The sequence below is a fragment of the Allorhizobium sp. DMC15 genome (assembly GCF_056314065.1).
The window spans coordinates 964,641-981,156 of record NZ_JBQUZB010000001.1 but is presented as its reverse complement, the minus strand read 5'-3'; the positions used below and the strand labels follow the sequence as shown (position 1 = coordinate 981,156).

Sequence of the window (16,516 nt, the reverse complement as noted above, 5' to 3'; positions counted from 1 at the left end):
CAGGACGACGCCACCACACTCATGCCCCGAGCGGCACTTCGATCATCGGCTGCGGCTTGCCCTTCCAGCTCAACCGCCAGACATCGCCCTGCCTTACCGACTGCACGGCTGCCGGTCTGAGAACTGCAAAGCAGGTGCCGCCGTCATGGCGCACCGAGGGATAGATGATCCCGTTCAGTCCTGCGCTTCGGGCCCCCAGCGCCAGACGGTTGCCTTCCGGATAGCCGGTCACCTTATCCGGCGAGAGAGCCGGATGGTTGGGCACCGGCCTGAGGTCGACAAACTCACCGGAGACACTGCAGAACATTTCCGCATAATCGGTCGTCGCCTCATAGACGCCGGTGCGGGCGAGGAATTCCGTCATGTGGAAGATGATCTCGGCGAGACATGTCTCGACGGAGAGCGCCGCATACCAGGCACCGCGCGTCTCGCCATTAAAGCGGTTCGGCTCACGGGGCTTTGCATAGGCGAAGCTCGCATTGATAAAATGGGCATGCGGCACGTCATAGACGAGTTCGTTGGCGGCGAGGCCCGAGATACCGGTCGCCTGAGCGTGGATGCGAGTGGAGGTGGCAGCCTCGATTTCCGCCAGTTCGGCAAACTCTTCCGTTGTGTCGACAAGGCTTGCCAGAACCGCCTCCCGCAATCTTGCCGTCGACACCAGCCGTACCGTTTTCGGATAGGCAAGCGTGGTGACGGGAATGCCCGCGACCTCCACTCAAAGGCCTCCGCGCACAGCATCCAGGTAACGACGCACCTCCAGCATATGCGGAATGCCTCCCTCGACCATCGCGGCGATGGGAGTGCGCCGGTCGAAGAGCGGCCCCGAATTGGCAAGCTGCAGCCAGCGATCCGCCATCTCATCCGAGAAGAGAAGATGCAGTGCCTTGTAGATGCCGACCAGCGCCGAGATGCGCGTCATCTGGTCCTGCGTCAGCGTTTTCTCGACGCGATCGGGCTTCAGGCGCTCCCATGTGCTGACGGAAACGCCAAGCAGGGACGCCGCCTGCTGACTGGTCAGATCCCATTGGCTGACAAGTCGGCGATAGGCCTTGAGCGCCGTCGACGACAGCCGTGTCCGCTCTCCTTCATCGGAAAAACCCTGGATACGAGCGATCGGGGCATCCAGTACGCGCTGATGGTCTAACATGGTCAGCCTCCGTCAAATGACGGATCGACTATACGTCATTTGACGGGAATTACAAGTTGTAGCAACGGAAAGCCTCAGTGCGGCTTCAGCACGCGTGCCATGCCGACAGATCGAGGTGCGGTTTCGTTGAAACCGAACTGGCTGTAGAGCCGGTTGGCCGGCACGTCGGCGATCAGGCTGACATAGGCCGTCTTCGGCAAAGTGGCGATGAAATCGGAGAGCGCCGCCATGATCCATTTGGCAAGCCCCTTGCCCTGATGGGCCGGCAGGATGGCGATGTCGGTCACCTGGAAGAAGCAGCCGCCATCGCCGATGATGCGGCCCATGCCGACGGTCTCATTGCCATGCATCAGGCTGACGCCGAAGATAGAATTCGGCAGGCCCTTCTCGGCGGCTTCACGGGAAAAGGGCGTCAGGCCGGATTCCAGGCGCAGGCGCATGTAATCGTCGATGGGGGGCACGTGGGGTTCGATGCGGTAGGCGCTGTAGTCGGTCATGCGAACGTCTTTCCTGATGAAAATGTCTTGAATCAGCCGAGCCAGCCGGGCTGGAACCGCACCTCGTCCATGCCGGCGAAGCGAGCAACGCGCTGAAGTTCTGCTTCGAGCTTCTCCAACCGCCCGGCGCTTGGCTTCACGCCCGGTTCCAGCCAGAGGCGGCGGACGTCGAGCAGGCCTTCCTTGCGCTCGGCCTTCATGTCGATGCGGCCGATGAGGCGGTCTCCTTCGAGCAGCGGGAAAACGTAGTAGCCATATTGCCGCTTCGGTTCGGGCACGAAGACCTCGATGCGGTAGAAGAAGCCGAAGAGGCGTTCGGTCCGGTTGCGGTCGCGGATCAAGGGATCGAAGGGCGAGAGGACCCGAACCCGCGCAGGTGGTTCGGGCGCATTCATGAGCGTGCCCACCTGGTCAATGAAGGCGAAAGAGCTGCGCGGCTTGCCATCGACCGTCTCCAGCGCAAGCTCCTGCAACTCGTCGCGATGCTCGATCAGCCAGACCTTGGCCTCCTCCGGCGTGATGATCTTGAAGAAGGCGGCGATTTCGCCTGACGTGGCAAAGCCGAGGCGGGTCAGCGCGGCCCGGCAGGCCCAGTCGACAAAGGCCTCGTGCTCGACTTCCGCTTCGTGATGCTCTGCGGGAATGACCCTTTCAGCAAGGTCATAGACCTTCTGGAAGCCTTCACGCCGGGCGATGGCCAACTTTCCCGTTTGCCAAAGGAATTCCAGCGCCGTCTTCGAGGGGTGCCAGTTCCACCAGCCGCCGGAGACATGATCATCGCTCTTCACATCGCGGGCCATGACCGGGCCATGGTCGCGAATGCGGGCATAGGTTTCCTCGAAGGCCTGATCGAAGCCCTGCCCCTGCCATCGGGCCCAGTCCTCGCGGATCTTCGCCTCGCGACGGAGAAAGCGGTGCTTCCAATAGGGAAAGAATTCGGACGGAATGACCGAGGCATCGTGCGTCCAGTGCTCGAAAAGCGAGCGGTCCTTCTCGATGAGATGTTGAAGATCCTTCGGCTTATAGGTCTGGTTGCGGGAAAACAGGATCTGGTGATGGGCGCGCTCGACCCACTGGATGCTGTCCACCTGGACGAAACCGAGATCGTGGATCAGGTCATAGAGCCCCTCGCGCCGAAGCGCCTTCGTCGGCGAGCGGGACAACCCCTGCCGTTCGAGGAAGATTTTTCGCGCAAGGGCGCTGGGAACGGGAATCGACATGAGATGAGGCTAGGGCATGTTCGTGGTTTGTTCAATGGCGGAGATTCCAAGTGGCGACGCCCGCACCGCACAAGGCGATTTTGGCAGCCCCCTCATGATCCAGCGCGATGGAAGAGATCTGGCACCGGGCCCATGAGCGGGCTATAGCAACCCCCATCGCCCGCAGGAGACCCTCCCTTGCACATCATTCTCGATCAGGCCGAGTTGCGTTACGGCGACCGTGTGGCCCTCAAGGCGCTCACACTGTCGCTCAGCGAGCGTCGTATCGGCGTGATCGGGCTCAACGGTTCCGGCAAGACGAGCTTTGCGCGGCTGATTGCTGGCCTTGCCAAGCCGACCTCCGGCACGGTGACACTCGACGGTCTCGATACCGTGACCGACGAGAAGGCCGCGCGGGCGAAGACCGGCTTTATCTTCCAGAACCCCGGACATCAAATCATCCTGCCCATCATCCGCGAGGATGTGGCGCTCGGGCCGAAATCGCGGGGGCTGCCTGCAGCCGAGATAGACCGCGTGGTGGACGAGGCCCTTTCGCGCTTCGGCATCAGCGATCTCGCCGGGCGGCGGCCGCATGAGCTGTCGGGCGGGGAGTTGCAGCTTGCGGCGCTGGCTGCCGTCTGCGTCAACCGGCCTGATGTCGTGATCTTCGACGAGCCGACCAATCAGCTGGATCTGAAGAACCGCGCCCGGGTGAAGGCGGCGATCGACGGGCTTGCTGAGCAGGCTGTTGTCATCAGCCACGATCTGGACCTCGTTGAGAATTTTGGCCGCGTGCTGGTGTTTCATGAAGGCGCACTTGCCTTCGATGGCGCGGGCCAGGACGCGATTGCCCGCTACCGGGAAATTGCCGGATGCTGACGAGCCTGCATGTGGAGGGGACGAGCCTCCTGCATCGCATCCCGGTGAAGCCAAAGCTCTTCGGGCTGATGGTCTGCGGGCTTCTCCTCTACTTCATCGAGCGGTCGGTCGTGCTCGGGGCTGCTCTGGTCCTGACTACCCTGCTCTATCTCTCAACCGGCATCGGATTTGCCGAGGGGCTGCGGCGGCTGAAGCCGGTGCTGTTCACCATCGCCTTTCTGGCCGCCGTAAACGTCCTGCTGCTTTCGCCGCTGGAAGCGCTGGTGACGGTGCTGAGGCTGTTGGCCATCCTCTTTCTTGCCGCTGCCGTAACGGCCTCCACCACGATTGCCGACTTCATGGCCGCCATCACAGACCTTGCGCGACCACTCGAGAAGCTTGGCCTGATGAAGGCATCCGATCTCGGGCTGGCGCTCGGCCTGGTGCTGCGCTTCGTGCCCGATATCGCCCAGCGCTACGAGGCGCTGAAGGAGGCGCATGCGGCGCGCGGCATTCCGGTGAAACTCTCGCGCATGCTGGGTCCGCTGATCATTTCGACGTTGAAGGATGCCGATCGCATTGCCGAGGCAATTGACGCACGGGACATTCGGGGTCACTAAAATCCTCAACGTTTACCGGGGACATTTTCCATGACCACAAGAGACCTCGTGCTCGCCTCTCTTTTCACCGCCATCATCATCGTGCTCGGCTTCCTGCCGCCGGTGCCGATCCCGCTGCTACCCGTTCCGATCACGGCGCAATCGATGGGCGTGATGCTCGCCGGCTGCATCATCGGCGCCAAGCGCGGCGCGCTGGCCTATGCCCTGCTCGTCGTGCTCGTTGCCGTCGGCCTGCCCGTTCTCTCCGGCGGTCGCGGCGGTCTCAACGTGCTGATCGGGCCGACCGGCGGCTATATCTTCGGCTGGATCATTGGCGCTTTCGTCACTGGCATGCTGGCCGAAAAGCTGGTGCGCGAAGAACAGTCCGCAGCCAAGCAGATGACCGGCTTCTTCATCGCCTCCATCGTCGGCGGCATCGGGGTGGTCTATCTCTGCGGCATGCCGTGGCTTTCGGTCGCGGCCGGCACGCCCTTCGACAAGGTCCTTCTCGGCTCGCTTGCTTTCATTCCCGGTGATCTGGTCAAGGCTGCGATAGCAACGCTTGCCGCCCGTGCGGTCTTGGTCGGCTATCCGCTGCTGCCGGCGCGAGTGTGATGCCGAAACGGCAACAACACCCACTCCTTGCTGTCTCTCACCGCAAATAACGGTAGAGCCAGTCGCGCACGTCCTCCGGAAGCGCGGCCGGCTCGCCAGTTTCTCTGTCCCGCGCGGTCCAGGTCACGTCGATCTCGGCGACCGTCTGGCCGTTGCGATCCATCTCCACCTCGAAGCCGACCGACTTGCCGCCGATCTTGTCGACGCGCACGATCATGCGGACCTGATCCTCAAGACGCAGCGGCAGATGCAGGCGCAGTTCAAGCTTGGTCGGCGTGTAGTGCGGCTCGTCCTCCAGCGGGGGACGGTAGCGCCAGAAATGGCGAAGAGCGGCCTCGGCCTGCGTGACATAGGCGGCCACATGCATCTCCCCCGTATCGGCAATGTCGCGGTAGGGGATGGTGATTTCACTCACCTCGACCCGATCTATCTCATCCATGCAGGTTCCGTCTTTTCCGTCGTTAGCGGTATCTAACGGCATAGCGCCTGGCTTCACAAGGGATGTCCCAAAAAGGCGCCGGCAGCGCACCCGCCCGCAGCCAAGAGGATGGGTAAAAACGCATAACAAGGTGGAAGATGACCGAAGGGCGCCTTATGTTCACCGCGACCGAGGATGACCCATGACCACACGTCTCTACGAGAACCCGCTCTTCCTGGAGCACAATACGCCACCGGGTCACCCCGAACGGGCAGACCGATTGCGCTCGCTGAACATTGCGCTCGAACATCCCAATTTTGCAAAGCTTGAGCGGGTCGAGGCGGTTCAGGCGAACGAGGACGCGGTAACGCTCGCCCATCCTGAAGAGCATCTCTTCGCCGTAATGCGGCAGATCCCGGAGGAAGAGGACCGGATCAACCAGCTCGAAGCCGATACCTATGCTTCGCAGAAGAGCCTGCAGGTCGCGCTGACGGCCATCGGCGGGGCGCTGGCCGCGGTCGACGACGTGATGACCGGACAGGCGGACAATGCCTTCGTTGCCGGCAGACCGCCGGGGCACCATGCCGAGAAAACGAAAGCCATGGGCTTTTGCCTGTTCAACACGATCGCCATTGCCGCGCGCCATGCGCAGAGGACCTACGGCGTGGAGCGGGTGGCGATCGTCGACTGGGACGTGCATCATGGCAACGGCACGCAGGACCTCTTCTGGGACGATCCGTCGGTCTTGTTCTGCTCGACACACCAGATGCCGCTTTATCCCGGCACAGGTGCCAAGGAGGAGACGGGCAAACACCGCAATATCGTCAATGCGCCGCTCTCGCCCAATGTCGGCTCGGACCATTTTCGCGAGGCGTTCAAGAGCCGGGTCCTGCCGGCGCTGCATGATTTTTCACCCGATCTGATCCTGATCTCGGCCGGCTTCGATGCGCATCACCGGGATCCCCTGGCTCAGATCAACCTCGTGGGCGAGGATTTCGATTGGGCGACGGGACGGCTTCTCGAAGTGGCCGACCGCTTCGCCAAGAACCGGGTCGTCAGCCTGCTCGAAGGCGGCTATGATCTGGAGGGGCTCGCCGAATCGGCCGGCCTGCATATCGCAAGACTGATGAAGGGTTGAGTATGTCCGACGCCGCCGTTTCCGCCGATCTTTCCGGCCTCTCCTTCGAAAAGGCCGTGGCCGAACTCGAGAGCATCGTGGCACGCCTGGAGCGCGGGGACGTGGCGCTGGAAGATTCCATTGCTATCTACGAACGCGGCGAACTTCTGAAGAAGCATTGCGAGACACTGTTGAAGGCAGCCGAAGACCGGATCGAGAAGATCCGACTGGACCGCGCCGGCAAGCCAACGGGGACTGAGCCGCTCGACGGGGCGTGATGCGCTGCCTCGACCCTAGCGGGAAAATCCGCTACAACGTGGGCATGGACAAGGACGCTGTTATCGCCAAGCTGCGGGAACATCGCGACGAGTTGGTCGCGGATGGCATCTTGTCGCTATCTCTGTTCGGCTCCGTTGCTCGTGGTGAGGCGACCGAGCAATCGGATGTGGATGTCGTTGTTACGCTGGATGACGACATCGTTGGGCGAGGACTGGACTATTTCAGTTCGCTTGCAAGGCTTCAGCAGAAGCTTGAAATTATCCTTGGAAAACCGGTCGACATCGCCTCAGAACCGATACAAAAGCCGAGACTGGCCAGGGAAATCGCACGGGATCGCAAGCTTGCCTTCTAGCCGCCCCTGAGTCAGACTTGAGAACATTCTCGAAAATGGCGAGGCCGTTCTCGATTATACGAAAGGTTTATCGCTGCAGCAGTATCTGGCCGACAGGAAAACAAGCGATGCTTGCGAACGTTGCCTTTCCCGCATCTCTGAGGCTGCCATCAAACTTGGACCTTTTGCTGAGGAACGGTTGCCCGGGCACAATTGGGTTGTAATGCGCAGGCTCGGAATGTTTTGCGCCACGACTATGATCAGATCGAAACCCCGAACATCTGGGACGTTATTAGCCTCCACCTCCCGCCACTGATTGCGGATGTGAAAAACCTCCTGGCGACCGAAAGACCCACCGAAAGTTAGCCCATGTCCTTCTTTCCCGGAAACGACCCCATCCCCGGCGATGGATTTGCCTGTGATGCCATCGAGCATCTGATCATTCCGCGCTCCAGCGACATCGGCGGCTTTGCCGTGCGGCGGGCACTGCCGTCGATCAAGCGGCGGCTGGTCGGGCCGTTCATCTTCTTCGACCGGATGGGACCCGCCGTCTTGAGGGCTGACGAGGCCATGGATGTGCGCCCGCATCCGCATATCGGGCTGTCCACCGTGACCTATCTGTTCGACGGTGAGATCAAGCATCGTGACAGCCTCGGCACCGAACTCGTCATTTCGCCCGGCGACATCAATTTGATGACGGCCGGTCGTGGCATCGTGCATTCGGAGCGGACGCCGGAGAACTTGCGCGGTCACCCGCTGGCCATGTCGGGCCTCCAAACCTGGATCGCCCTTCCCGACCAGTTGGAGGAGATCGATCCGGCCTTTGCGCATACCGCGAAGACAGAACTGCCGACCTTTGCCGATCGCGGCGCTTCCGGTCGCGTGGTGATCGGCTCGACCGGCGGATTGCGCTCGCCGGTCAAGACCTTCTCCGAAACCCTTTACGTCGATCTGACGCTGGAACCAGGCGCCCGTTTTCCCTTTGACGCCGGCCAGGAGGAGCGCGCTCTTTACGTGCTCTCCGGCGAGATCGAGATCGCCGGAGATCGTTTCGCGCCCGACCAGTTGCTCGTTTTCCGCCCCGGCGACGAGATCACGCTGATCGGCGGCGCGACCGGTTGTCACGTGATGCTGTTCGGCGGCGCGGCCCTCGGCACCCAGAAACATATCTGGTGGAACTTCGTTTCGTCGTCGAAAGAGCGCATCGAACAGGCCAAGGAAGAGTGGAGAACCGGCCGTTTCGACATCGTTCCGGGGGACGAAGAAGAGTTCGTGCCTTTGCCGGAGGGCCGTTGACCGCTATATGAAGGGTTGATGGCGTGGAATTGCCCTGATCGTCGGGGGATGATATCGCGCATCCAAACAGACTGAAGAGGCATCAGCCCGTGACATCCCTGCCCGATACGCCGCTCCTGGACAAGGTCAAGCTCCCCAAAGACCTGAAGACCATCGAGGATCGCGACCTTCCGCAGCTGGCGCGCGAGGTCCGCGACGAGATGATCGACGCGGTGTCGAAGACGGGCGGTCATCTGGGTGCGGGCCTGGGTGTGGTCGAGCTGACCATTGCCATCCACAAGGTCTTCGAAACGCCCGAAGACCGCCTGATCTTCGACGTCGGTCACCAGTGTTATCCGCACAAGATCCTGACCGGCCGCCGCGACCGCATCCGCACGCTGCGCCAGGAAGACGGCCTCTCCGGCTTCACCAAGCGCGCCGAGAGCGAATACGATCCCTTCGGCGCTGCCCACTCGTCCACCTCGATTTCCGCTGGTCTCGGCATGGCGGTTGCCGCCGAACTGTCGAAGACCGACCGCAAAGTGATCGCCGTGATCGGCGATGGCGCCATGTCCGCCGGCATGGCCTATGAGGCATTGAACAATGCCGGCGCCCTCGACGCCCGGCTGATCGTCATCCTCAACGACAACGACATGTCGATCGCGCCTCCGACGGGCGCGATGAGCGCCTATCTCGCGCGCCTTGCCTCCGGTCGAAGCTACATGGGCTTTCGCGAGTTTGGCAAGAAACTGACCGCCTATCTTGGCAAGACCGTCGACCGCGCGATCACCCGCGCCGTCGAACATGCCCGTGGTTATGTCACCGGCGGCACCATGTTCGAGGAGCTCGGTTTCTACCATATCGGCCCGATCGACGGTCATTCCTTCGACCATCTTCTGCCCGTGCTGCGCAATGTCCGCGACAATGCCAAGGGTCCGGTGCTGATCCATGTCGTGACCCAGAAGGGCAAGGGTTATGCACCCGCCGAAGCCGCGGCCGACAAGTATCACGGCGTCAACAAATTCGATGTCATCACCGGCACCCAGGCCAAGGCCAAGCCGAATGCGCCGGCCTATACCTCCGTCTTCGCCGATGCGCTGGTCGAAGAAGCCCGCCACGACGAAAAGATCGTCGGCATCACCGCCGCCATGCCCTCGGGCACCGGCCTCGACAAGCTGCAGTCGATCTTCCCGGAACGCACCTTCGATGTCGGCATCGCCGAACAGCATGCGGTGACCTTTGCAGCAGGTCTGGCTGCCGAGGGTTTCAAGCCCTTCTGCGCGCTCTATTCGACCTTCCTGCAGCGCGGCTACGACCAGGTTGTGCATGATGTCGGCATTCAGGGTCTGCCGGTCCGTTTCCCGATCGACCGCGCCGGCTTCGTCGGCGCCGACGGCCCGACCCATGCCGGCTCCTTCGACACCGGCTTCCTTGCCGCACTGCCGGGCTTCGTCGTCATGGCCGCCGCCGACGAGGCGGAGTTGAAGCACATGGTCCGCACGGCCGCCGCCTATGACGAAGGTCCGATCTCCTTCCGTTACCCGCGCGGCGAAGGTGTGGGCGTTCCCCTGCCGGAGCGCGGCGAGATCCTTGCAATCGGCAAGGGCCGCATCGTCAAGCAGGGTTCGAAGGTCGCACTCCTCTCCTTCGGCACGCGTCTCGCCGACTGTCTGCTGGCCGCCGAAGATCTCGACGCTGCAGGGCTTTCGACCACCGTCGCCGACGCCCGCTTCGCCAAGCCCCTCGACCACGACCTGATCCGCCAGCTTGCCCGCCACCATCAGGTGGTGGTGACAGTCGAAGAAGGCGCCGTCGGGGGCTTCGGCAGCCATGTCATGCATTTCCTCGTCAACGAGGGCCTGCTCGACAACGGCCTCAAGGTCCGCTCGCTGGTGCTGCCCGATGTCTGGATGGACCAGGCCAAGCCCGAAACCATGTATGCCAAGGCTGGTCTCGACGCGGCCGGCATTCTGAAGACGGTGTTTGCAGCGCTCGGACAGGACGCGCCGGGCGTCATTGCTGCGGGTGAGTGACCCCCCATGCAGGATCGCTCCGTCGAACTTTCGATCACCGCAGCCGACCACACGCGCGCGGTTCAGATCCATGTCATCCAGCAATACTGGAGACGGCGCGCTGTAGCCATCGGTATCATAGTGTTGTTGCTGGCCGCGATTGTTCTCGGAAAGACGTTCTTGGGCCCGCGGGATTATCAGGGGCTTGAGCGGGCGGTCTTCACCATGGTCGCAGTCTTCGTCACGATGCCGCTGCTGCTCATCTACGTGTTCGTTCCCTGGAATGCCCGGCGCACATACCGGCAGCAGAAAAGCATGCACAGACCTGTGCGGATCGAGTGGTCTGCGGAAGGCTTCACCACCTTTCGGGACGATGGCCGCTGGACAACGCCGTGGTCGGACTTCCTGCGGACGGTGATGCACAAGGACATGGTCCTTCTCTATGTCGCCCCCAATCTGTTCCACATGATCCCGACCCGTTTCTTGTCGCACGAGCAAGTCGTGGATCTCAAGCGACATGCCGCCGTCATCGATCAGGTCCGTGGTTAGGCCTCAATAATCTTGAGCGTGCCCGCCTCTCTGGACTTCCCGCAATCCCACCGCTAGACCGGGCCTTCGATGAGCAGACCCTCATGCGGGTCTCGGAGGCCTCATGCACACCGCAGACACGACGGAAATCCCATCTGACGTCGCGCCCGATTGGGCGGCGATTGCGGTCGTGATCCTGGGCGTCACCGCCTTCGCCGTCGGACAAGGCCTCACCTATCCGCTGATCTCGCTGATCCTCGAAAGCCGCAGTGTCTCCTCCAGCGTGGCGGGCCTGAACGCCTCGGTCTTTGCGCTCGGCCTCGCCTCCTCGACACTCCTGATCGGCAGGCTGACGCAGGTGGTGCGCGGCGACCGGCTGATCGTCGCCTCGCTGCTCGGCGTCTCGGTCTGCCTTGCGACCTTCTCCACGTTCGACAGCCTCGCCGTCTGGTTCGTGGCCCGCTTCCTGCTCGGCTTCTGCACCAGCATCATCTACACGGTCTCCGAAGCCTGGCTGAACACGGCCTGTCCGGATCGCCTGCGCGGCCGTGTGTCCGGCGCCTATAGTGCTGGCATGTGTGCGGGCTTTGCCGCCGGCCCGCTTGCCATTCCGCTTGTCGGCATCGAGGACGGCTTCGCCTTTGCGCTGACGGCGGCTTATGTCGCGCTCGTCGCCTTCGCCTCGGTCATGCTAGGTCGGTACGCCAAGACCAAGCCGGAAGCCTCGGAAGCCGGCGGGCTCCTCACCTTCGTCAAGCTCGCGCCGGTCTTGACGCTGATGGTCGTCGCCTTCGGTTTTTCGGATATCGCGGCGATCTCGATGATCCCGCTCTATTTCGTCGAACGCGGCTACAGCCAGAATTTCGCGGCCTTCGTCGTCACCATGGTGGCCCTGCCGACGGCGCTCGCCCAGCCCTTCGTTGGCTGGCTGCTGGATCGCCTGTCGCGCCCGGTGATCGCGGTGAGCGGCTCGCTCATTGCTGCCGTTGCTTTCCTCGTCCTGCCACTGATGAACTCCCAGGCCGCTCTGCTGATCACCATCTCGATCCTCGGCGCAGCCAGCTTCTCGCTCTATACGGCGGCGCTGACCCTGCTCGGCGAACGCTTTCGTGGTGGCCTGCTGGTCTCGGGCGCCGCCGTTTTCGCGCTGGCCTATGCGATCGGCAGCGCCGCCGGCTCCGGCAGCACAGGCCTGACGATGGATCTCGTCTCGGTCGATGCCGGCCCGGTCTTTGTCGGCCTCTTGATGCTGGGCTTCACCGGCATCTTTGCCCTCAATCTCATGCGCGTCCGCGCTGCGAATCGCTGACCCATGCTGGAAACCTCGCCGCCCGACATCTTCGATTGCCAGACTTGCGGCGCCTGCTGCGCCTATTCCGCCGACTGGCCGCGATTTTCCTTGGAAAGCGACGAGGAAATCGCCGCGATCCCCGAAGCGATGATCGCCAAGGATGAGAGCGGCATGAAGTTCGAGAACGGGCGCTGCGCGGCGCTCACGGGCGAAGTCGGCAAACATGTCGGCTGCGCGGTCTATCTCGTCCGCCCGCATGTCTGCCGCACCTGCATGCCCGGCGACGAGGAATGCAAGATCGCCCGCGCCGAATTCGGCTTTACGATCGACGGCTTGCCGGAGCCTGATATCTACGAGGCCTGAACTCTTCAGGGCATGGTGATCGTCACCTGATCGGCCGGCAGTTCTCCGCCGATTTCCGCCGTCTGGCTCTTCTTGTCGTAGACGCAGATCGAGCTCACCGTGGCGTCGGCTCCAACCGCCTTGCCGGTGAGGATGGCCATCCCATAGCTCTCGGTACCGAAGGGATCGACCACGACTTTTGGCTTTTCGATACGCCCTTCTGCGAGCGCCGAGCATTTGGCCGCGACGTCCATCGCGAATTCACCCCAGGCATCATCAGAAGAGGCGAAGGACGGAAGAGACAGCGGAAACACGAAAAGCGCGGTGGCAAGGACGAGCTGGCGGGAACGGAGCATGGGGACCTCGGTTGGATGCGATGCGGCTGCAAACCTCGGATGGAACGGGGCGTGGTGCAAGTCCAAAAACGGAAGACAATTCTTTCCTTGCCGCGTCTGTTTTTGGAAGAGCAAAGGTTGCCTCGCCCTTCAACCGCTCCTATGTTCCCGTCACCTGCCAAAACGCAATCTATTTGCCAAAAGGAGATCTCACCATGGCCTTCGAATTGCCCGCCCTCCCGTATGCCTACGACTCGCTGGCGCCGTTCATGTCGGCTGAAACGCTCGAGTTTCACCACGACAAGCACCACCAGGCCTATGTGACCAACGGCAACAACCTTCTGAAGGATTCAGGCCTGGAAGGTCTTTCGCTGGAAGAGGTCGTCAAGCAGTCCTATGGCAAGAATGCAGGCCTCTTCAACAATGCCGGCCAGCACTACAACCACATCCACTTCTGGAACTGGATGAAGAAGGACGGCGGCGGCAACAAGCTGCCCGGCAAGCTGCAGGCTGCCATCGACAGCGACCTCGGCGGCTATGACAAGTTCAAGGCCGATTTCGTTGCTGCCGGCACCACCCAGTTCGGCTCCGGCTGGGCCTGGCTCTCCGTCAAGGATGGCAAGCTCGAAATCTCCAAGACCCCGAACGGCGAAAACCCGCTGGTCCACGGCGCGTCTCCGATCCTCGGCGTCGACGTCTGGGAACACTCCTATTACATCGACTACCGCAACGCCCGTCCGAAGTACCTCGAAGCCTTCGTCGACAGCCTGATCAACTGGGATTACGTCCTCGAGATGTACGAAGCCGCGACCAAGTAAGCTTCTTTTCCCATTTTCTTGAAGACGCCCGGTACCGCAAGGTGCCGGGCGTCTTTCGTTTTGCACTGCGACAGCTTGCCATCCCGGGACATGGAACCATCCCGATGCCCCAACGTTTGTTCGGCAAGTCCACAGAGAACGAAAGGAACAGTCCCATGGCGACTTCAAACCTGCAGGCAGAACTGCGTGAACTGCGCGAACAGATGAACGACCTGAAGAGCGTGATCAGCCGCGAAGCCAGCCGCGGAAGCCGGAAGGTGCGCCATCGTGCCTATGACGCCATGGACGGTGCGGCCGAAACAGCGAGCGTCGTTGCAGACTATGCCCGCGAAGGGGCTGGCGCCGTGGCCGGCGTCGTGCGTCGCCATCCGGGTGCAACGTCGGCCGGCCTGATCACCCTTGGCATTCTCGGCGGTCTCGTCGGCTATCTTCTTGCTCAGTCCAATCCGCCGGCACGTGACAGCCGCTGGCACTGGAATTGAGAGGAAACCCATGGCCAAGGTGACCTATCACGTCGTCGAGCATGACGAAGGCTTCGCCTACAGGCTGGGTGACGTCTATTCCGAGCCGTTCGCAAGTCACGCGGAAGCCCTCACTGCCGCGAGGCAGGCGGCGGGCGCCCAGCAGCTCGCAGACGGCGATGCCGAGATCAGCTGGCAGGATGAGAACGGCGAGTGGATTCATGAACATGCGGACGGTGCGGACCGGCCCATGACGGACGTCGTCGACGATGTCGGAGACGCCCGGTAAAGCCTGCCTCGCAGGCGAAAAGGGGAAAGCCCGTGGCATGCCACGGGCTTTCTTCGTTTTCAGACGCACTTCAATGCGGCAAAGCCATCATGCTGCACGGCGCATCTGGCCGCGTTCGGCTCCCACCCTAAACCGCTCGATCATCGCCCGGAGTGCCGCGGCCTGTTCAGCCAGCCTGCTCGCCTCCTCGCTTTGCCCTTCGGACACCCGCGCATTGTGCTGGGTTGTGGCATCCAGCGCGTCGACTGCGCCTGCGATGTCGCGCAGACCACTCGACTGGTCCCTCGAGTAGTCGGCGATGGCATCCATGTGATCATTAATCGTTTTGATGAGACTGCCGATCTCGACCAAGGTCTCTCCGGTGCCGTGAACCAGCTGCACCCCGTTTTCGACCTGGGCGGTCGAGTTCTGGATGAGCGTCTTGATTTCCTTGGCGGCATTGGCTGAGCGCTGGGCAAGCTCGCGGACCTCCTGTGCAACCACGGCGAAGCCCTTACCAGCTTCGCCTGCACGGGCCGCTTCCACACCGGCATTCAGCGCAAGCAGATTAGTCTGAAAGGCGATCTCATCAATGACACCGATGATATTGGAGATCTGCTGGGCGCTTTCCTCGATCCGACGCATGGCCTGTTCCGCTTCGGCGACCACTTTTCCGGAATTGTGTGCGCTGTCGTTTGCCTTCTTGGCAACCGCCCGCGCGTCGGCAACCCGCTGGTTGGCCGAGTGAACCGTGGCGTTGATCTCCTTCAACGACGCGGACGTCTGCTCCAGGGAGGCCGCCTGGCTTTCGGTCCGGCGGGCAAGTTCGCCAGCGCCCGCCGCAATCATGCCGCTGCCATCGTCGATGGTCCCGGCAGCAGTTCGGATGGCAGACATGGTTCCGGCCAATTCGCGGATGGAAGCATTGAAGTCATGCCGCAGGGTTTCGAAACTCGTGTCGAAGGGTTCCTCGATCTGGAAGGCCAGATCTCCGGCTGCCAGGCGACGCAGACCGGAAGCCAGACCGGCCGTGGCAACGCGCAGTCTTTCTGCGGCATCTTCCTCGGCTCGACGCTCGACCTCACGTCGATGTTCGTCGGCCCGCTGCCGTGACTGAGCGGTTTCCGCTTCCAAGGACCGTGTACGACGCAGGCTGTCGCGAAACACTTCGAGTGCGCGACCCATGGTCCCCAACTCATCACGCCGGTCGTGGGTGTCGACATCGATGTCCAAATTGCCGTCGGCCAGGCTCTGGGTGGCACGGGCGAGGTCGCGCAGAGGCTTGACCGCCGTCACTCGCAGCATCAGGACGACCAAGGCGATCATCACCGCGAGTGCGCCGGCACCAATCGCGAGGCGTTTCCAGGCATTGGCGCGCCATGCTGCGAGCTCGGGGGCCAAATCGACCTCGGCGCTGTAGACGCCGACAACTTCACCCGGTTGGATATTCATCTTGGCGGTGTGACAGCTTGCGCATTTTTCGTCACTTGCGCTCCCCTGCCCCAAGATGACGGGACGGGTCATGCGGAACTGTTCACCCTCGAGGCTGTTCAGGCGTTGCAGCGTGGCGATCGTCTGTTCATCGACCTTGTCATGCGGCCCCTCGAATTCGGTCTCGCCTTGTGCCTTCTGGAAGTCGATGACTTTCGGTCCCATCACCAGCCACAGCTTGACGCTGCCGCCGGAGTTGGAGAACTGGTCCATCGTGCCATCAAGGGTGGCGATTGCGGGATCGTCTTCACCCACCTCCTTGCGATTGAGCATCGCCTGAGTATGGACCGACTCCAGCATATCCAGCGCTGCGTCGCCGCGTTTTGCCGCCTTGTCCGTCAGGGTCAACCGTTCGGAGGAGATTTCGTATGCTGCGGTGCCGGCCTGGATGGCTGCAACGGCAAAACCGATACCCAGCACCATTTGGAGGGAGAGAGGCAGTTTCTTGAAGGATCTGAACATGGAAGGTCCGTGGCGGGCCACCGGCTTCGGTGGGTGATGTTAACGATACCATTTGGACGAGAAGCCGTTAATTTTCGGTTCCGGACCGCAAGATCTTGCCATGGAGAAATCAGATATCTTTAATCCCGTCGTGCATGCGGCAGCCATGACCTGGCCGCCGCAAACATTTC

22 protein-coding genes and 1 pseudogene are annotated in these 16,516 nt (G+C 62.0%); 16 read left to right on the top strand and 7 right to left on the bottom strand.

The genetic code is table 11. The features are described 5' to 3' along the window. Nucleotides 1–19: 19 nt before the first annotated feature. The 4 genes from ACT53S_RS04745 to ACT53S_RS04730 form a co-directional block, all read right to left on the bottom strand. Complete coding sequence (locus ACT53S_RS04745; RefSeq protein WP_476066099.1) at nt 20–718, bottom strand: RES family NAD+ phosphorylase; 699 nt, start codon at nt 716–718, stop codon at nt 20–22. After that, nucleotides 719–1,150 (bottom strand): antitoxin Xre-like helix-turn-helix domain-containing protein, encoded by a 432-nt coding sequence (locus tag ACT53S_RS04740; protein WP_476066098.1) that lies wholly within the window; start codon nt 1,148–1,150, stop codon nt 719–721. A 74-nt stretch (nt 1,151–1,224) separates the two neighbouring features. Continuing rightward, nucleotides 1,225–1,647: a GNAT family N-acetyltransferase gene (locus tag ACT53S_RS04735; RefSeq protein WP_476066097.1), complete on the bottom strand. Its 423-nt coding sequence runs from the start codon at nt 1,645–1,647 to the stop codon at nt 1,225–1,227. 32 nt (nt 1,648–1,679) lie between these two features. Further along, nucleotides 1,680–2,867 carry a winged helix-turn-helix domain-containing protein gene (locus ACT53S_RS04730; RefSeq protein WP_476066096.1) on the bottom strand — a complete coding sequence of 396 codons (1,188 nt, stop codon included), beginning with the start codon at nt 2,865–2,867 and terminating at the stop codon, nt 1,680–1,682. A 177-nt stretch (nt 2,868–3,044) separates the two neighbouring features. Here ACT53S_RS04730 and ACT53S_RS04725 point away from each other — a divergent pair, with 177 nt between their 5' ends. From ACT53S_RS04725 to ACT53S_RS04715, 3 genes are read left to right on the top strand one after another with little or no spacing between them, the layout of a single operon-like run. Beyond that, nucleotides 3,045–3,725: an energy-coupling factor ABC transporter ATP-binding protein gene (locus ACT53S_RS04725; RefSeq protein ID WP_476066095.1), complete on the top strand. Its 681-nt coding sequence runs from the start codon at nt 3,045–3,047 to the stop codon at nt 3,723–3,725. Next, on the top strand, nt 3,719–4,324 hold the full coding sequence (locus tag ACT53S_RS04720) for an energy-coupling factor transporter transmembrane component T family protein (RefSeq protein ID WP_476066094.1): 606 nt from the start codon (nt 3,719–3,721) through the stop codon (nt 4,322–4,324). Before ACT53S_RS04725 ends, ACT53S_RS04720 begins: the two co-directional genes overlap by 7 nt. 30 nt (nt 4,325–4,354) lie before the next feature. Then, nucleotides 4,355–4,918, top strand: coding sequence for a biotin transporter BioY (locus ACT53S_RS04715; RefSeq protein ID WP_476066093.1), 564 nt, complete (start codon nt 4,355–4,357; stop codon nt 4,916–4,918). Nucleotides 4,919–4,955: 37 nt separating this feature from the next. Here the strand turns inward: ACT53S_RS04715 and ACT53S_RS04710 are convergent, their stop codons facing one another. Beyond that, entirely contained in the window at nt 4,956–5,357 is a 402-nt protein-coding gene (locus ACT53S_RS04710; protein ID WP_113375783.1) for a thioesterase family protein, read from the bottom strand. A 181-nt stretch (nt 5,358–5,538) separates the two neighbouring features. Between ACT53S_RS04710 and ACT53S_RS04705 the strand changes: the two genes are divergently transcribed. From ACT53S_RS04705 to ACT53S_RS04660, 10 genes and pseudogenes are all read left to right on the top strand, one after another. Further along, nucleotides 5,539–6,474 (top strand): histone deacetylase family protein, encoded by a 936-nt coding sequence (locus tag ACT53S_RS04705; protein WP_476066092.1) that lies wholly within the window; start codon nt 5,539–5,541, stop codon nt 6,472–6,474. A gap of 2 nt (nt 6,475–6,476) precedes the next feature. Continuing rightward, on the top strand, nt 6,477–6,731 hold the full coding sequence (locus tag ACT53S_RS04700) for an exodeoxyribonuclease VII small subunit (protein ID WP_113375785.1): 255 nt from the start codon (nt 6,477–6,479) through the stop codon (nt 6,729–6,731). Continuing rightward, complete coding sequence (locus ACT53S_RS04695) at nt 6,731–7,084, top strand: nucleotidyltransferase family protein (protein ID WP_476066091.1); 354 nt, start codon at nt 6,731–6,733, stop codon at nt 7,082–7,084. The genes ACT53S_RS04700 and ACT53S_RS04695 overlap by 1 nt, the downstream gene beginning before the upstream one ends. Before the next feature lie 25 nt (nt 7,085–7,109). Continuing rightward, nucleotides 7,110–7,235 (top strand): annotated as a pseudogene (locus ACT53S_RS04690) (HepT-like ribonuclease domain-containing protein); the annotation flags it as partial. 41 nt (nt 7,236–7,276) lie between these two features. Continuing rightward, complete coding sequence (locus ACT53S_RS04685; RefSeq protein WP_476066090.1) at nt 7,277–7,429, top strand: HepT-like ribonuclease domain-containing protein; 153 nt, start codon at nt 7,277–7,279, stop codon at nt 7,427–7,429. 3 nt (nt 7,430–7,432) lie between these two features. Beyond that, nucleotides 7,433–8,359 (top strand): pirin family protein, encoded by a 927-nt coding sequence (locus tag ACT53S_RS04680; protein ID WP_476066089.1) that lies wholly within the window; start codon nt 7,433–7,435, stop codon nt 8,357–8,359. An 89-nt stretch (nt 8,360–8,448) separates the two neighbouring features. Further along, nucleotides 8,449–10,371: a 1-deoxy-D-xylulose-5-phosphate synthase gene (gene dxs, locus ACT53S_RS04675; protein WP_476066088.1), complete on the top strand. Its 1,923-nt coding sequence runs from the start codon at nt 8,449–8,451 to the stop codon at nt 10,369–10,371. 6 nt (nt 10,372–10,377) lie between these two features. Further along, nucleotides 10,378–10,899 (top strand): YcxB family protein, encoded by a 522-nt coding sequence (locus ACT53S_RS04670; protein ID WP_476066087.1) that lies wholly within the window; start codon nt 10,378–10,380, stop codon nt 10,897–10,899. A gap of 103 nt (nt 10,900–11,002) precedes the next feature. Beyond that, nucleotides 11,003–12,187: an MFS transporter gene (locus tag ACT53S_RS04665; protein WP_476066086.1), complete on the top strand. Its 1,185-nt coding sequence runs from the start codon at nt 11,003–11,005 to the stop codon at nt 12,185–12,187. A 3-nt stretch (nt 12,188–12,190) separates the two neighbouring features. Next, nucleotides 12,191–12,532 (top strand): YkgJ family cysteine cluster protein, encoded by a 342-nt coding sequence (locus ACT53S_RS04660; protein ID WP_476066085.1) that lies wholly within the window; start codon nt 12,191–12,193, stop codon nt 12,530–12,532. Nucleotides 12,533–12,537: 5 nt separating this feature from the next. On the opposite strand, the gene ACT53S_RS04655 is transcribed toward ACT53S_RS04660, so the two are convergent. Next, nucleotides 12,538–12,867, bottom strand: a complete 330-nt coding sequence (locus ACT53S_RS04655) for a hypothetical protein (protein ID WP_476066084.1) — start codon at nt 12,865–12,867, stop codon at nt 12,538–12,540. A gap of 194 nt (nt 12,868–13,061) precedes the next feature. Between ACT53S_RS04655 and ACT53S_RS04650 the strand changes: the two genes are divergently transcribed. From ACT53S_RS04650 to ACT53S_RS04640, 3 genes are all read left to right on the top strand, one after another. After that, entirely contained in the window at nt 13,062–13,664 is a 603-nt protein-coding gene (locus ACT53S_RS04650) for a superoxide dismutase (protein ID WP_113375793.1), read from the top strand. A gap of 155 nt (nt 13,665–13,819) precedes the next feature. Further along, on the top strand, nt 13,820–14,146 hold the full coding sequence (locus ACT53S_RS04645; protein ID WP_113375794.1) for a hypothetical protein: 327 nt from the start codon (nt 13,820–13,822) through the stop codon (nt 14,144–14,146). Nucleotides 14,147–14,156: 10 nt separating this feature from the next. After that, complete coding sequence (locus ACT53S_RS04640; protein ID WP_142070378.1) at nt 14,157–14,414, top strand: DUF2188 domain-containing protein; 258 nt, start codon at nt 14,157–14,159, stop codon at nt 14,412–14,414. Between the two features lie 87 nt (nt 14,415–14,501). Here the strand turns inward: ACT53S_RS04640 and ACT53S_RS04635 are convergent, their stop codons facing one another. Next, entirely contained in the window at nt 14,502–16,346 is a 1,845-nt protein-coding gene (locus tag ACT53S_RS04635; protein WP_476066083.1) for a methyl-accepting chemotaxis protein, read from the bottom strand. Nucleotides 16,347–16,516 lie beyond the last annotated feature (170 nt).

Coding starts and splice junctions, on each gene's coding strand:
- ACT53S_RS04740 (WP_476066098.1), bottom strand. CDS start 1,150: ATGTTAGACCATCAGCGCGTACTGGATGCCCCGATCGCTCGTATCCAG.
- ACT53S_RS04735 (WP_476066097.1), bottom strand. CDS start 1,647: ATGACCGACTACAGCGCCTACCGCATCGAACCCCACGTGCCCCCCATC.
- ACT53S_RS04730 (WP_476066096.1), bottom strand. CDS start 2,867: ATGTCGATTCCCGTTCCCAGCGCCCTTGCGCGAAAAATCTTCCTCGAA.
- ACT53S_RS04720 (WP_476066094.1), top strand. CDS start 3,719: ATGCTGACGAGCCTGCATGTGGAGGGGACGAGCCTCCTGCATCGCATC.
- ACT53S_RS04715 (WP_476066093.1), top strand. CDS start 4,355: ATGACCACAAGAGACCTCGTGCTCGCCTCTCTTTTCACCGCCATCATC.
- ACT53S_RS04710 (WP_113375783.1), bottom strand. CDS start 5,357: ATGGATGAGATAGATCGGGTCGAGGTGAGTGAAATCACCATCCCCTAC.
- ACT53S_RS04705 (WP_476066092.1), top strand. CDS start 5,539: ATGACCACACGTCTCTACGAGAACCCGCTCTTCCTGGAGCACAATACG.
- ACT53S_RS04700 (WP_113375785.1), top strand. CDS start 6,477: ATGTCCGACGCCGCCGTTTCCGCCGATCTTTCCGGCCTCTCCTTCGAA.
- ACT53S_RS04695 (WP_476066091.1), top strand. CDS start 6,731: ATGCGCTGCCTCGACCCTAGCGGGAAAATCCGCTACAACGTGGGCATG.
- ACT53S_RS04680 (WP_476066089.1), top strand. CDS start 7,433: ATGTCCTTCTTTCCCGGAAACGACCCCATCCCCGGCGATGGATTTGCC.
- ACT53S_RS04670 (WP_476066087.1), top strand. CDS start 10,378: ATGCAGGATCGCTCCGTCGAACTTTCGATCACCGCAGCCGACCACACG.
- ACT53S_RS04665 (WP_476066086.1), top strand. CDS start 11,003: ATGCACACCGCAGACACGACGGAAATCCCATCTGACGTCGCGCCCGAT.
- ACT53S_RS04660 (WP_476066085.1), top strand. CDS start 12,191: ATGCTGGAAACCTCGCCGCCCGACATCTTCGATTGCCAGACTTGCGGC.
- ACT53S_RS04655 (WP_476066084.1), bottom strand. CDS start 12,867: ATGCTCCGTTCCCGCCAGCTCGTCCTTGCCACCGCGCTTTTCGTGTTT.
- ACT53S_RS04650 (WP_113375793.1), top strand. CDS start 13,062: ATGGCCTTCGAATTGCCCGCCCTCCCGTATGCCTACGACTCGCTGGCG.
- ACT53S_RS04645 (WP_113375794.1), top strand. CDS start 13,820: ATGGCGACTTCAAACCTGCAGGCAGAACTGCGTGAACTGCGCGAACAG.
- ACT53S_RS04640 (WP_142070378.1), top strand. CDS start 14,157: ATGGCCAAGGTGACCTATCACGTCGTCGAGCATGACGAAGGCTTCGCC.
- ACT53S_RS04635 (WP_476066083.1), bottom strand. CDS start 16,346: ATGTTCAGATCCTTCAAGAAACTGCCTCTCTCCCTCCAAATGGTGCTG.